The organism is Enterococcus sp. DIV0806c, assembly GCF_051710905.1.
GTDB lineage: Bacteria > Bacillota > Bacilli > Lactobacillales > Enterococcaceae > Enterococcus_B > Enterococcus_B mundtii.
On record NZ_JBIOLO010000001.1, the window covers coordinates 1,517,024 to 1,531,828 of the forward strand.

The 14,805-nt window shown below is 41.1% G+C and carries 15 protein-coding genes; 14 read left to right on the plus strand and 1 reads right to left on the minus strand.

All coding sequences use genetic code 11. The features are described from left to right. Positions 1-28 precede the first annotated feature (28 nt). From IGK77_RS07215 to IGK77_RS07250, 8 genes are all read left to right on the plus strand, one after another. Entirely contained in the window at positions 29-805 is a 777-nt protein-coding gene (locus tag IGK77_RS07215) for a dihydroorotate dehydrogenase electron transfer subunit (RefSeq protein ID WP_438713122.1), read from the plus strand. Further along, positions 802-1,731, plus strand: a complete 930-nt coding sequence (locus tag IGK77_RS07220; RefSeq protein ID WP_065095779.1) for a dihydroorotate dehydrogenase — start codon at positions 802-804, stop codon at positions 1,729-1,731. Before IGK77_RS07215 ends, IGK77_RS07220 begins: the two co-directional genes overlap by 4 nt. Then, the gene (gene pyrF / locus IGK77_RS07225; RefSeq protein WP_071867267.1) at positions 1,728-2,438 is read left to right on the plus strand and encodes an orotidine-5'-phosphate decarboxylase; all 711 of its coding nucleotides are present in this window, start codon (positions 1,728-1,730) and stop codon (positions 2,436-2,438) included. The genes IGK77_RS07220 and pyrF overlap by 4 nt, the downstream gene beginning before the upstream one ends. 3 nt (positions 2,439-2,441) lie before the next feature. Further along, positions 2,442-3,074, plus strand: a complete 633-nt coding sequence (pyrE, locus tag IGK77_RS07230) for an orotate phosphoribosyltransferase (RefSeq protein WP_010735509.1) — start codon at positions 2,442-2,444, stop codon at positions 3,072-3,074. Between the two features lie 197 nt (positions 3,075-3,271). Beyond that, positions 3,272-3,913 carry a YfbR-like 5'-deoxynucleotidase gene (locus IGK77_RS07235; RefSeq protein ID WP_019722833.1) on the plus strand — a complete coding sequence of 214 codons (642 nt, stop codon included), beginning with the start codon at positions 3,272-3,274 and terminating at the stop codon, positions 3,911-3,913. A gap of 41 nt (positions 3,914-3,954) precedes the next feature. Then, positions 3,955-4,656 (plus strand): carbonic anhydrase family protein, encoded by a 702-nt coding sequence (locus tag IGK77_RS07240; protein ID WP_074798959.1) that lies wholly within the window; start codon positions 3,955-3,957, stop codon positions 4,654-4,656. Continuing rightward, the gene (locus IGK77_RS07245; RefSeq protein WP_074798961.1) at positions 4,653-5,555 is read left to right on the plus strand and encodes a LysR family transcriptional regulator; all 903 of its coding nucleotides are present in this window, start codon (positions 4,653-4,655) and stop codon (positions 5,553-5,555) included. Before IGK77_RS07240 ends, IGK77_RS07245 begins: the two co-directional genes overlap by 4 nt. 236 nt (positions 5,556-5,791) lie before the next feature. After that, positions 5,792-6,727, plus strand: a complete 936-nt coding sequence (locus tag IGK77_RS07250; protein WP_074798963.1) for an ETX/MTX2 family pore-forming toxin — start codon at positions 5,792-5,794, stop codon at positions 6,725-6,727. Positions 6,728-6,807: 80 nt separating this feature from the next. Here the strand turns inward: IGK77_RS07250 and efbA are convergent, their stop codons facing one another. Next, on the minus strand, positions 6,808-8,508 hold the full coding sequence (gene efbA, locus IGK77_RS07255) for a fibronectin-binding protein EfbA (protein WP_071867271.1): 1,701 nt from the start codon (positions 8,506-8,508) through the stop codon (positions 6,808-6,810). 192 nt (positions 8,509-8,700) lie between these two features. On the opposite strand from efbA, the gene IGK77_RS07260 reads away from it, so the two are divergent. The 6 genes from IGK77_RS07260 (at position 8,701) to IGK77_RS07285 (ending at position 14,733) form a co-directional block, all read left to right on the plus strand. Continuing rightward, positions 8,701-9,327 carry a hypothetical protein gene (locus tag IGK77_RS07260; protein ID WP_074798966.1) on the plus strand — a complete coding sequence of 209 codons (627 nt, stop codon included), beginning with the start codon at positions 8,701-8,703 and terminating at the stop codon, positions 9,325-9,327. A 424-nt stretch (positions 9,328-9,751) separates the two neighbouring features. Continuing rightward, on the plus strand, positions 9,752-10,777 hold the full coding sequence (gene trpX / locus IGK77_RS07265) for a tryptophan ABC transporter substrate-binding protein (protein ID WP_071867273.1): 1,026 nt from the start codon (positions 9,752-9,754) through the stop codon (positions 10,775-10,777). Next, positions 10,774-11,655 carry an ABC transporter permease gene (locus IGK77_RS07270; RefSeq protein WP_019722826.1) on the plus strand — a complete coding sequence of 294 codons (882 nt, stop codon included), beginning with the start codon at positions 10,774-10,776 and terminating at the stop codon, positions 11,653-11,655. Before trpX ends, IGK77_RS07270 begins: the two co-directional genes overlap by 4 nt. A 2-nt stretch (positions 11,656-11,657) precedes the next feature. Further along, positions 11,658-12,428 carry an ABC transporter ATP-binding protein gene (locus IGK77_RS07275; protein ID WP_065095787.1) on the plus strand — a complete coding sequence of 257 codons (771 nt, stop codon included), beginning with the start codon at positions 11,658-11,660 and terminating at the stop codon, positions 12,426-12,428. Positions 12,429-12,609: 181 nt separating this feature from the next. Continuing rightward, positions 12,610-13,470, plus strand: coding sequence for a shikimate dehydrogenase (gene aroE, locus IGK77_RS07280; protein ID WP_074798968.1), 861 nt, complete (start codon positions 12,610-12,612; stop codon positions 13,468-13,470). A 114-nt stretch (positions 13,471-13,584) separates the two neighbouring features. Continuing rightward, positions 13,585-14,733 carry an LCP family protein gene (locus tag IGK77_RS07285; RefSeq protein WP_074798969.1) on the plus strand — a complete coding sequence of 383 codons (1,149 nt, stop codon included), beginning with the start codon at positions 13,585-13,587 and terminating at the stop codon, positions 14,731-14,733. Positions 14,734-14,805: the final 72 nt, after the last annotated feature.

Sequence of the window (14,805 nt, forward strand, 5' to 3'; positions counted from 1 at the left end):
AAAAGTCCCAAAACATAGGAGTGTAGAGATGAAACAAGAAGTAATGAAAATCGTTCACCAACGGCAACTAGCACCACGAATCTATGAAATGACACTGACTGGGGAATTAGTCCAAGAAATGACACGCCCTGGACAATTCCTTCATATTCGCGTACCCCGAGCAGATTTGTTGTTGCGCCGACCAATCAGTATCAACCAGATCGATCAATCACAAAAAACTTGTCGTATCATCTACCGTTTAGAAGGAGACGGAACAAAGCATTTCGCAGAATTGACTGCTGGTGATTCTTTAGACGTCTTAGGACCTTTAGGGAATGGCTTCGATCTTTCAGGATTAACGAAAGAAGATGAGGTCTTCATTGTCGGTGGAGGGATCGGTGTTCCGCCTTTATACGAACTATCGAAACAGCTGAAGGAACGAGGCGTCAAAGCGATTCACTTTCTAGGCTTTGCTTCACAAGAAGTAATGTATTATGAAGAAGAATTTCTAAAGCTAGGTGATACAAGGATCGCAACGGATGACGGCACCTATGGACTGCATGGGAATGTCGGTAATCTATTGCTTGCGGCAAAAGATAAGCCTGCTGCTGTTTTTGCATGCGGTTCGAATGGATTACTAAAGACAGTGGAACAGCTTTTCACCGGTCACCCTAACGTCCAACTGTCATTAGAGTCTCGCATGGCCTGTGGTGTCGGTGCATGTTACGCATGTGTCTGTCATGTCCCAGACGATGAAACAGGAACGAAAAGCTTGAAAGTCTGTGATGAAGGACCGATTTTCCAAGCAGGAGAGGTGATTTTATGAGTAACCCTTTAGCAGTTAAACTTCCAGGCCTAAACTTGAAGAATCCGATCATGCCAGCAAGTGGTTGCTTTGGATTTGGCAAAGAATATGGCAAATACTACGATTTGAACCAACTTGGCGCGATTATGGTAAAGGCGACGACACCTAAAGCGCGCTTTGGTAATCCCACGCCGCGAGTAGCAGAAACACCTTCTGGTATGCTCAACGCGATCGGGTTGCAAAATCCTGGAATGGAAGTGGTCATGGAAAAATCGCTACCTGAATTAGCCACCTATAAAGATTTGCCGATCATAGCAAATGTCGCTGGCGCGTGTGAAGAAGACTATGTTGAAGTCTGTGGCAAGATCGGTGATGCACCGAATGTCCATGCCATCGAACTTAATATCTCGTGTCCAAATGTCAAACACGGCGGAATTGCTTTTGGTACTGACCCAGATGTGGCGTTCCAACTGACACAAGCGGTGAAAAAAGTGGCGAATGTCCCTGTCTATGTCAAATTATCTCCTAATGTTACGGATATCGTTCCAGTGGCACAGGCTATTGAAGCTGGCGGCGCCGATGGGTTTACGATGATCAATACCTTGCTGGGGATGCGTATCGATCTGAAAACTAGAAAACCGATTCTTGCCAATCAAACAGGCGGTCTCTCAGGGCCAGCGATCAAACCGGTGGCTATTCGTTTGATCCATCAAGTGGCAGGTGTCTCTAACTTGCCGATCATTGGGATGGGCGGTGTGCAAACCGTTGATGATGTACTGGAGATGTATATGGCAGGTGCAAGTGCAGTTGCTGTTGGGACAGCCAACTTTACCGACCCTTATATCTGTCCAAAACTGATTGCAGACCTACCAGCGAGAATGAGCGAGTTAGGCATTGAGTCTTTAGAGCAATTGATCAAAGAAGTGAAAGAAGGTAGAAATCAATGAATCAACGACCAATTATTGCTTTAGATTTTTCATCTTGGCAAGAAGTAGAAACCTTTATGCAACGTTTCCCAGAAGACGAAAAGTTATTCGTTAAAATCGGTATGGAGCTCTTTTATCAAGAAGGACCAATCATCGTTCGTTGGTTAAAAGACGCGGGACATGATGTTTTCTTAGATTTGAAATTACATGATATCCCGAATACCGTGGAAAAAGCGATGCGTGGCTTAGCAAAATTAGGCGTAGACATCACTTGTGTCCATGCTGCCGGCGGTATCCGTATGATGGAAGCGGCGATGCGTGGTTTGACAGATGGCACACCCGAAGGTAAGAAACGACCTTTACTTTTAGCAATCACGCAACTGACTTCAACGAGCGAAGAAGAGATGCACCATGATCAACTGATCGAAGTGCCCTTAGAAGAAAGTGTGATCCACTACGCAGCTTGTGCAAAAGAAGCAGGTTTAGATGGGGTCGTATCTTCAGCACTTGAAGTAGCATCGATCAAAGCAAAAACAGGTGACACATTTACGTGTCTAACCCCTGGCATCCGACCAGAAGGAACAGTTGCTGGTGACCAAACCAGAATCGTGACACCAGCCCGCGCAAAAGAAATCGGCTCAACCTTTATCGTTGTCGGACGACCGATCACACAAGCAGAAGATCCTTATCAAGCCTATCAAACAATCAAAGCAGAATGGAGTCGTTGATCTATGAATATCGAACAAACTATTGCGAAAGACCTTTTAGAAATCGAAGCTGTTTTCTTAAGCCCCAATCAACCATTTACTTGGGCAAGTGGCATCAAAAGCCCCATCTATTGTGACAATCGCATCACGATGAGTTACCCAAAAGTCAGAAAAGAAATCGCTCAAGGATTAGCTGAAAAAATCAAGCAAGAATTTCCAGAAGTCGAAGTGATTGCTGGAACAGCAACTGCAGGAATCCCTCATGCAGCTTGGGTAGCTGAGATCTTAGACTTACCAATGGTCTATATTCGCAGCAAAGCGAAAGCTCATGGCAAAGGGAACCAAATCGAAGGACGGATCTTCGAAGGACAAAAAATGGTGGTCATTGAAGATTTGATCTCAACAGGTGGAAGTGTGCTAGAAGCCGCTGAAGCAGCAAAACGAGAAGGGGCGGATGTTTTAGGTGTTGCAGCTATCTTTACCTACGAGTTGCCAAAAGGAAAAGCTAACTTTGAAGCAGCGGGTCTGCCATTGGTTACTTTGACGAATTATTCTGTGCTGATCGAATTTGCTTTAGAAAACAAAACCATTGACGAAACAGAATTAGCTTTACTAAAAGAATGGAAAAAAGATCCTGAGAATTGGGTAACGGATTAAGTTGAAAAAAGGGCGGGAAAACATTTGTTGTTTCAGCCCTTTTTCTATTTGTGAACTAGCCAAATCCTGACGGTACATAGTAAAAACTAATCTTTTATAAATGAAAACCTCTAAAGATAATAAGCTGAAAATTTGCGAATTCAAGTTATTTAATGATAAGATTATCGGAAAAGTCATCTCAAGGAGGAGGAATCTTTATGGGATTGAATGAATTTATTTTAGGACTAAATAACTTAGAAAGAATCACACGGGCGCCAGGTTTCTTTAAACATACTGAACATACTGTTGCTGCTCATTCATATCGTGTGGCTTCAATTGCGCAAGTCTTAGGTGATATTGAAGAACTCCATGGGCAACCAATCGATTGGAAACTCTTATATGAAAAAGCTTTGAACCATGATTACACGGAACGTTTTATCGGCGACATCAAAACTCCAGTAAAATATGCAAGTAAAGAATTGCGAGGGATGCTACAGACCGTCGAAGAAAAAATGACGGATGAGTTCATCAATCAAGAAATTCCCGAAGCATTACAAGACGTCTATCGTCGCCGCTTGTTCGAAGGAAAAGACGATACGGTCGAAGGCGAATTGCTAGCTGTATCAGATAAAATCGATTTGTTGTATGAATCATTTGATGAGATCAGTAAAAATAATCCGGAAAAAGTCTATAAAGAGATGTTTATTGAGGCGGTCACAACGATCAAAGGCTTTGACCATCGACCGTCCGTCCAATATTTTTTCAAGGAGATCTTTCCGGAGTTGCTCAATCAAGAATTCTATGGAAAAGAGGATTTCTTAGCAGCTGTTTCAAATATTGTCAAAAAAGAAAAAGAATAGTCGAAGTGCCTTGTAGGTAACTGATTCAGGAGGAATTTTAGTTGAAGAAGAATATGGATGTTGAGTGGGGTTATTCTGGTGAAAGAGGACCGGAACATTGGGCAGAGTTGTGCGATTGGTTTGCAAAAGGAGCCGAATTTGAGTTGCAATCGCCCATTCCTCTAGTTACATGTGAAAAAAACAGTGACACGAAAGAAACACTGTCTTTTCACTATCAGAAGCAACGCTTCACGGATAAGGAGTTCAAGAACACGATCCATCTTGTGCCATACGATCAAATTAGTTACGTTCTTTTCAATGAAGAGACATACTATTTGACCGACATCCATTTTCACATGCCGTCAGAACACGTCATCAATGGGAAACAAGAAGATATCGAGTTTCACTTTGTCCATACGAACGAACGACAAGAAAACTTAGTGGTTGGTGCGATGTACCATCTATCAAATGATAAGGGTTGGTTATATGATCGCCAAAATGGCGACAAATGGGACCTTGATGCACATGAACATTGGACCGATGCCTCTGTCTTTTTCCCTGAGCAGAAAAGTCATTATCATTACGTTGGTTCATTGACCACTCCCCCAACGAGTGGACCGATCCAATGGTTCGTCATGGATCAAGTCGGTCAATTGAATCGTGATTTTCTGATCCCATTCAAAGGACAATATGCGCAGCCAAATAATCGTCCATTACAACCAGTAAAGGAACGAAAAATTTATTATTACAAGGGGACGAAATGAACATCCAACAATTGAAATATGTCACTGCGGTAGCGAATAATGGAAGTTTTCGAGAAGCAGCAAAAAAATTGTTTGTTTCTCAACCAAGCCTTTCTGCAGCGATCAAAGAATTGGAAAACGAATTAAGTATCACTTTATTTACCCGCACGAATCGAGGTGCCTATCTAACAGAAGAAGGTCAAGCCTTTTTAAAACGGGCGGAACGGATTTTAGTACAATTAGATTCTTTGGAAAACTATTACCAGAAAAGTGAAAAGCGAGAAAGCTTTTCGATTGCTTCACAACACTATGATTTTTTAGGGCCATTGACTGCGCAACTGATCGAGACCTTTAAAGCAGAAGTGAAGCAGTTTCGGATCATGGAAACGACGACAGCAAACGTGATCGAAGAAGTCCAACAGCAGCAAAGCGAGTTAGGTATCCTTTATATGAATGACCATAATCGCACAGGGATCAAGCGTTACTTAGGACAAGGGGAATTGATCGCGCAGTCTTTAGGAACATTTAAGACCCATATCTTTCTTAGACAGCGCCATCCACTTGCCCAGCAAGAAGAAATAAAGGTAGAAGAGCTAGCAGCATTTCCGCAAGTTCGGTTTACACAAGATGGCAATAATTTCCCTTACTTTTATGAAGATCTAATTGAGATCCCTGAACAAGAATCGGTGATCTATACGAGTGATCGTGGCACATTGATGAACATTGTGTTAGAAACAGATGCCTACGCTTCAGGCTCTGGCATCGTGATCGGGGAGATCAAAGAATATTTACGCTTGATTCCATTAGCTGATAGTCCGATGAATGAGTTATATGTCATTTATTCTGGAAAGCAGCCATTAAGTGATATCGCCAAGAAGTTTATCACAAGTATCCAACAGGTGATGAAACAGGTGAAGTGAACGTTTAAAATCGAATCAATCCTTTCATTGGAAAAGAAGATGAAGCAAAAGATAAGTCGTGAAATCAGTGAATGTTGATTTCAGGCTTATTTTTTGTTCGTTCAAGTCTGACTGTATTGTTGCAGTAAAGTACATAATGTTACATAGTTAAAAAAATGATTCATACTGTCATTAATAAATCGATTGGGAACGATTTCACCATTGGTTTATCAATAATGATAAAGGGGATCAACAAAATGAAAAAAGTAATAAAATTAATGTTAGGAGTAGTTGGAGCGACGAGTGTAGGACTATTTAAAGGGGAGTCGGTTGCTTGTGCGGATGATTCGCTTCCACAAATCGGGGAAGGGTATTTGAAATCGGTCAATCAAAGCACGATCGATCGCATGAGTACGATGGCCTATGCTTTGTCCTACCAAATGTATCAATGGGGAGATATTGGTGTGAATGAAAGACTCACTGGCAATGAATACAATCCAAAAAATGTGTCCAGTCAATCCTATTCAGTAGGAGTCAATAGTGATATGGGAACGAAACAAACGTCAAAAACTGTGAATACAAGTGTTTTTCATAATCAAACAAATCAAGATCAAACGTTTACCACACCTTCTTATACCGAAACTTATATAGATTCGCTTACGACATCAACCACACATTCTGCAGGTATTTCTACATCAGCGAGTACTGAAATCAGTGTACCAATGTTTGGTTCGGCAAGTATGGGTCTTGAATTAAGTTACAATTTTAGTACAACCATTTCACATACACGGGAGACACAAAAAGGCTGGACTGTTCCTGGTCAAGCCATCAGTGTTCGACCGGGACATACAGTCGAAGTCAATTGGGTGTTTTATACAGGTGAAGCAACAGGATCGGTTGATTTACAAGAACGCATCCGAGCAGATATCCCGTATAAAAAAGACTCTGCTGGGCGTATCCATACATATGGACTTGGAACGGTAGTTGGCGACCGCCAAGTGCTGTCAGATAGTTATTGGGATCGCTATATCACAGAAAGTCGTAATAACTGGAAGAAAGTCGATGCAAATGTGGCAGGACAAAAAATTGGTGCTGGTACCTATCGTGTCGATTATGGTTCAGGATTTGTCTTAGAAGCCTTCGATCGAACGACTGGCACAAAAGAAATCATTGCGACAGGCTATCGAATTTAATTTGTCATTCGTATTTTGAACCACAAAAAAACCGATCGTCAGAAGTCATGACTTCTTGACGTCGGTTTTTTTCAGCAAAATCAATCTTTTGTCATTGCTTGGATTTTTTCTTCTTCTGGCGTCACAATGATCGTTTTTTGGTTTTCGTAAATCACATAGCCTGGTTTAGCGCCATTCGGTTTGCGAATATGTTTGACTTGCACTAGATCCACAGGAACTTGTGCAGAGTGGCGATATTTGGAGTAATACGCAGCTAGTTCAGCAGCTTCCGTAATGGTTTCATCAGAAGGTTGGTCACTCTTGATGATCACATGAGACCCTGGGATGTTTTGCGCATGCAACCAGTGATCCGTTTTTCTTGCAGTTTTCATGGTTAATTGATCATTTTGCAGATTGTTTTTACCAACTAAGATCTCGGTGCCGTCAGAAGAGAAGTAGCGATCAGGTTGAGAAGGTTTTGCTTTCTTTTGTTTTTTGTTTGTTTTCTTTTTCAAGTAGCCCTCTGCTAATAGCTCTTCTTTGATCACTTCGATATCCATCGGTCCAGCAATCTCCAATTGCGAAAGGACAGATTCAAGGTACTGGATCTCGCTTTTCGCTTCTTCGATTTGTTTCCCGATCAATTTGACCGCATTTTTAAGTTTTTGGTAGCGATGAAAGTACTTTTGCGCATTCTGATTAGGTGTTAAGGCGGGATCAAGAGCAATCCGGATTGGTTGATTCTCTTCATAATAGTTCGCCAAGGTCACTTCAGTCGCACCACGAGGAACTTGAGTCATAAAAGTCGTCAATAGTTCGCCATCACGACGAAACTCTTCCGCATTTTCTGAATCAAGCAAGGTCTGCTCGCGCTTTTTCAATTTATTGCGATTACGTTTCAGTTCATTTTCGATTTTACGGATCAGTTCGCCGCCTTGTTGCTTCGCTCGATCTTTTTCCGCTTTTTCTTGGTAAAACGCATCTAATAACGCGCTTAAAGTTGCGTATTCTTGCACTGAATCGGCTTGTTTCGCCAATTCTTGATAAGCAATCGGCGTAAAGTATTCTTTTGTGCCCACTTCATAGTGTGTGGGTGTAGGTTGATCGATTGCAGTAAAGAATTCTTCCCAGACAGCCATTTTTTCATTCGGTCGCTGATTGATCCGTTCGACTAATTCTAATGCAGTGTCGTGGCCTAATCCTTGAAAGGCTTGTTGTAGTGCTTTGGCATTTGGCTCGATTTTTGATAGTCGTTCAAATACTTGTTCTTTTGTTGCTTCAAAAGGATCAAGTACCGCTTGTTCAGGTGGTGCGACATATTCGACACCAGGGAGTAACGAACGATACGTGTTTTGTGAGCTGCCGATATGTTTGATGGCGTCTAATATCTTTTGTGTTTGTTGGTTCACTAAAACGATGGTACTGTGTCGTCCCATCAATTCAACGATCAAAACAATATTTTGTAAGTCACCTAGTTCATCCCGTTTTGAAAAATGGAAGTGGATGACTCGGTCATTTTTGATTTGCTTGATATTTTCTAAAATCGCACCATCTAAATGTTTGCGCAACATCATCACGAAGTTTGGCGGATTTTCTGGATTTTGATAATCGATCTCTGTGATCTGGACACGGGCATAACTTGGATGAGCAGATAACAACAATCGGTGGTTCTTTCCACGAGAACGAATCACCAAAATGATTTCATTTTCATACGGTTGGTGGATCTTTGAGACCCGACCAGATAATAGTGTTTCGCGCAATTCATGGATCATTGCATGGGTAAATACACCATCAAAGGACATGATTCATTCCTCATTTCTATTCATAAGTACACTTATTATAACGAAAAAAGAAAGGAAAGACCAATGGACCGGATGATTTCTTCTGTAAAAGAGAGAATAACGAAAGAATTTACATGAAAAACTAGTGTTTTATTTCGTTCTTTCGCTTGATTTTAGGTATAATTAGAGAAAGGACAGGTGGGGGAAAAGAAGATGCAGCGATTGATGGTAGAAATAAAGGAAAAAATCATAATGAGCTACACGAATTTATCAGAGGATTTTGAACAACATCCTCAAAAATACTTCAGACGGATCGGTCTTCTTCTGAGCTGTTCATTTTTGTTGACGGCTGCAATGTTTTTTTTGCCAAGTAAAATTAAAGAAGCACAGGTGGATTCATTGATTTATTCCTCGATCCATTCCGAAAAGTTACAGCCTTTGCCATTTTCTTCCGCGCATCAAGAGATTACTGATAGTCGAGCCATCTCAGTCATGTTTAGTCTGCCAAAGGGTGAGCTTTACAAACAAGTGATGGATATATTTGAAGATCCGCAACAAAGTAGTGAGTTGAATCGAACGATTTTCTTCTATCCACTCGTTTATGATACCCAAGAATTAGAACAACGGTATGGGATCGAAAAAGATAAAATCACTATTATTTTCTTTGATGGCGGAAAAGAGAGAAATCGCTTAGTCCTTTCTGACCAAAATAAAGAAGAACTTGAGAAAACCTTGGTTCCTGCATTGAATCGATTGCCATTGATCAACATCAAACAACTTGAAAAAGAATTAGCAAACGGCGAACAAGCGGAAGAAACAACAGAGAGTACCTTGGAGTAAGTGTAGCGGAATACTTAGTGATAAATAACAAAAAGTCAAAAAAATAAAAAATTAGTTGACGGATAAATAAAATTCGATTAGACTTAGGATAACACTTAAAGGAAAGGATGGTCCAAGATGAACTTATCAATTCAATTTTTATCAGAACATAAAAATAATTGGCGTAACTGGCGTAGATAAGTTGTATCAAGGGCGAACTTTTTCGTAGATACAACTTTTTAGAGTACAACAATGTACGATTCTAAAGTTTGTATCTATGCTGGACAAGAATTTGACGACCGCATAGATGGCTCTATGCGGTTTTTTGTTGGTAAAAGACAATGACCGTACTAGCGGTGATTGTCTTTTTTTGTTCATTCGCTCGAAGTTACACACGTAGCCGATTTATTTAAAAAAAATACATAACAAAAAAGGGGAAATAAAAATGAAAAATAAACGATTGATCGCAGTAATCGCACTGATACTTATCTATTTGACCGGTACATTTATCTACGAAACGATCAAGGATCAGCCACCTGTTGAAGGAAATCGAACAGATGATAAGAAAGTTGTTGGGGTCTTACAGTTCGTTAGTCACCCTGCGTTAGATGAAATCTATCGAGGGATCAAAGATGGATTAAAAGAGTCAGGTTTGGAAGAAGGACGAAACCTAGAAATCAATTTCCAAAATGGTCAAGCCGACCAAAGTAAGTTAGCTACTATGAGTCAACAATTGGTTCAAAATAATCCAGACGTTCTCGTAGGTATTGCGACACCAGCAGCACAAGCCATCGCAAACACTACAAAGGATATCCCACTTGTCTTGGGCGCAGTGACTGATCCTGTAGGGGCAGGACTAGTACAAAGTTTAGAAGCACCAGGAGGCAACATCACAGGAGTGTCGGATCAACCACCTGTGGAAGCGCAGATCCAATTAGCGACAGAACTATTACCAAAAGCAAAAACGGTCGGGATTCTTTATGCATCATCAGAAGACAATTCACGTTATCAAGTCAGCCAAGCAGAAGAAGCGGCAAAAGCCAAAGGACTAACACCAGTGAAGTATGCCGTCCCTTCAACGAATGAAATTGCGCAAACCGTCCAAGTCATGAGCCAATCAGTTGATTTTATCTATGTTCCTTTAGATAACACGATTGCTAACGCGATGCAAACGGTCATCAAAGAAGCAAATAAAGCAGATATCCCAGTAATTCCTTCTGTCGATACGATGGTCGAACAAGGTGGGTTAGCGACAATTGGAATCAATCAATACGAATTAGGTGTACAAACAGGTAAAATGGCAGCCGCTTTAGCAAATGGGAAAGAACCAGCCACAACCCCTGTCTATGTCTTTGATAAAGGCGATATCATCGTCAATGAAAAGCAAGCAGAACTATTAGGAATCACGATTCCTGAATCCATCAAACAAGATGCAAAAGTACTGACAGAGATCAAGGAGGAAGAACAATGATCGTATCCGCAATTTCACAAGGTATGTTATGGGCCATATTAGGTTTAGGGATTTTTATGACTTACCGCATTTTAGATTTCCCTGATATGACAACAGAAGGTTCATTCCCTCTTGGTGGGGCTGTCTGTGTAACAGCAATCACGCATGGCGTTAGTCCATTATTGGCAACGATTCTAGGTGTTTTGGCCGGAATGGCAGCTGGCCTTGTCACAGGCTTACTTTATACAAAAGGAAAGATTCCAGTCATCTTAGCCGGTATCTTAGTAATGTCAGGTTTAAACTCAGTCATCTTGTTCGTGATGCGCACACCCAACCTTTCATTGTTGAATCATCCAGTCTTACAAGATGTGTTCCACGCACTACATTTACCGAATTATTTTGACACTGTCTTATTAGGATTATTATCGCTGGGCTTATTGATCAGCGTGTTGATCTTTTTCTTCAATACAGATCTAGGGCAAGGCTATATTGCCACTGGAGATAATGAGACAATGGCACGTTCATTAGGAATCAAAACCGACCGTATGAAAATCTTAGGTTTGACTTTATCTAACGGAGTGATTGCTTTATCAGGCGCATTGATCGCTCAAAACGATGGCTATGCGGATGTCAACAAAGGAATCGGCGTGATCGTGATCGGACTAGCTTCGATCATCATTGGGGAAGTCATTTTCCAGGAGTTGACACTGATCGAGCGTTTATTAGCAATCGTTGTCGGAAGCATCATCTATCAATTATTGATTTTAGCTGTTATCAAATTAGGTTTTGATACAACTTATCTGAAATTATTCTCAGCGATCATCTTAGCGGCTTGCCTGATGATCCCACAAGTGAAACAAGCATTGAAATTAAAAACTGGCTTTGAAAAGGAGGTCTAACGATGACAGCTATCTTAACGATCAAAAATGGTAGAAAAGTAGTCAACAATGGGATGCACGAAGAAAAAGTATTATTGGATGATATCCAATTGACCATCAATGAAGGAGATTTTATCACTGTTCTTGGCGGTAATGGGGCGGGCAAAAGTACTTTGTTCAATACGATTGCCGGAACATTGCAATTAAGTCAAGGCGGGGTTTATTTTAAAGACCAGCCAATCACTAAGTTGTCAGAAGAAGCACGAGCTTTATTTCTATCACGAGTATTCCAAGACCCGAAAATGGGGACTGCACCACGGATGACCGTTGCAGAAAATCTATTGTTAGCTCAAAAACGTGGCGAGAAACGGACGCTTCGTTTACGTCAATTGAAAACCCAAAAAGAAGCGTTCTATAAAATATGCCAAGAAGTAGGGAATGGATTAGAGCAACATTTGGATACACCTGCTGGCGAATTGTCAGGGGGGCAACGACAAGCCTTAAGTTTATTGATGGCAACGATCAAAGCGCCAGAATTACTTTTATTAGATGAGCATACCGCAGCACTAGATCCTAAGACAGCCAAGCTGCTGATGGAATTGACCAACCAACGCATCACAGAGCAAAAGTTAACATGCTTGATGATCACGCACCGTATGGAAGATGCTTTGAAATATGGGAATCGCTTGATCGTCTTACAAAAAGGCCGTATCGTCAAAGACTTAGCGAAAGAAGAAAAACAAGCATTATCCATGAACGATCTCTTACACTTCTTCGAGGAAGTCATCGATTAGTCATTCGAGAACGCTATCTCCGTTTGACAAGTTTGTTTCCTTCAATTTATACTTGTGATAGCAGGTATAATAACAATCAAAATCAACACGATTCATATCAGAAAAATGATTGATGCCGCTTGTTCCTTCGTAGGTTCTACGAATGGACGCGGCATTTTTAGCGTATTATAGGAGGCGTTCCATGATTTCAGGAAAAACAAGATTAGCAGGGATTTTTGCATCTCCCGTTACCCATAGTTTATCTCCATTGATGCATAATACAGCCTTTCAAGCGCGTTCGATCGATGCTGTTTACTTGGCATTCACAGTCGATCAGACGAATCTTATGCAGGCGGTTGAAAGCATTCGTACATTCAATATGTTAGGAGTCAATCTTTCCATGCCTAACAAAACAGCAGTTATTCCTTATTTAGATGAATTAAGTCAAGAAGCGCAGTTGATAGGCGCTGTTAATACCATCGTTCATCGAGACAACCGCTTGATCGGCTATAATACGGATGGCATGGGCTTCCTGCGTTCAGTACACGAAGCGGGTGTCTCAATCAAAAACAAAAAAATAATCATGCTAGGTGCAGGTGGCGCAGCGAAAGCAATCGTTGTTCAAGCGGTATTAGATCAAGCAAAAGCAATCGTCATCTATAAACGGAAGAATGCTACTTTTGCGAGTGTCGTTGCGGATTTTGAGAGAGTAGCGGAACAAACCAATTGTCCTATCATCGTCAAAGATTATGCAGATACTGAACAGTTGAAAAAAGATCTAGAAGATGCGGACCTTTTGATCAATGGTACCGATATGGGCATGGGCGCAAAAAAAGCGTTGATGCCAATTGATCCTCAATTTCTCCATAAGAAAATCGCAGTTTTTGATTTGATTTATTCCCCTAAAGAAACACGCTTTCTAAAAGAAGCCAAAGCAATCGGCTGTCTCACACGAAATGGGCTAGGGATGCTGATGTACCAAGGAGCAATTGCCTTTGAGCTTTGGACAGACGAGACCATGCCGATTGAGGAAATCCAACCTTTACTCGTTTCAAAGGAATGAAACGCGTGATATCAAAGGATTCGTTAGCTTTTAGTTAAATTTACAACGATCTTACTGTTTTTCATTAAGAAGTATCGTATGATTTTACTGAGTTGAACAAAGGGAGGAAATCAAATGAGTCGGATGGATCGCTATCAGAACATCCATAAAAAAGCAAAACCAATCAAAGAAAAGTCATCGCCGCTATCTTGGCGACGCGCAAGTAAGAAACAAGCGGAGCCTGAAGAGGAAGCAATCCCTTCTTACGAACAAACTTATGAAGAACGTCCAAGTGATTCTCGATACTCAACGCCTTACGAAGAACACGTTCATTCAGAACAACAACCCCAGAAAAAAGGACTCTTTAAAAAGAAACAGCCCAAAGGTCCACGTAAGAAGCGGTCTTGGTGGAAAATCATAGTAGGGATCTTATTATTTTTATTTGTCTTTTCACTGATTTCATTTTTCGTCGGCAAGTTCGTGGCTGAAAATGATCAGTCACTGGAACCAGCGACTTCAGAAACATTCAACGGCACCCAATCAACAAGTGGCGCACACAACATTTTGATTTTAGGCAGTGATACAAGGGGTGAAGATGCGGGACGAGCAGATACGATCATGGTTCTACAATTAGATGGGCCAGCTCGTAAACCCAAATTGATCTCATTCATGCGGGATAGCTTCGTGACGATCCCTGGGGTCGGAGACAATAAAATCAATGCAGCTTATGCTTATGGTGGCGCTGAGTTAGTTCGACAAACCTTGTTAGAAAACTTTGGGCTGAACTGTCAATACTACATGAAAGTCGATTTCAAATCGTTTGAAAAAGTGATTGATGCCATGTTCATGAATGGTGTGTCGATCGATGCTGAAAAAGACTTGAATCTAGACGGTGTTGATATCGCTAAAGGCAAACAACGTATGGACGGTCATGTGCTGTTGCAATATGCACGTTTCCGTATGGATGAAGAAGGCGACTTCGGTCGTGTCCGCAGACAGCAACAAGTAATGGATGCGATTTTTGGACAACTAAAAAATCCATTGAACTTGATCCGCGCGCCATATGCTGCCGGAAAAGCAATCGGTTATACATCCACCGATGTACCGATGACTTTTTTAGTCAGAAACAGTTTTTCTATCTTACGTGGTGCTGGCGGAATCGACCGTTTAAGCGTCCCAGCTGATAATACTTGGAGCTATGGTCAAAGTGATTATGCGGGTAGTATCCTCGTATTAGATAAACAAATGAACCGTGAAAAGATTGAACAATTTTTGAGTAAATGATCGTTGATGTTTTGTTAAAAAAGGCTTTTCTGGAGGTGATAACTTCTGGAAAAGCTTTTTTTGTGTGGATGT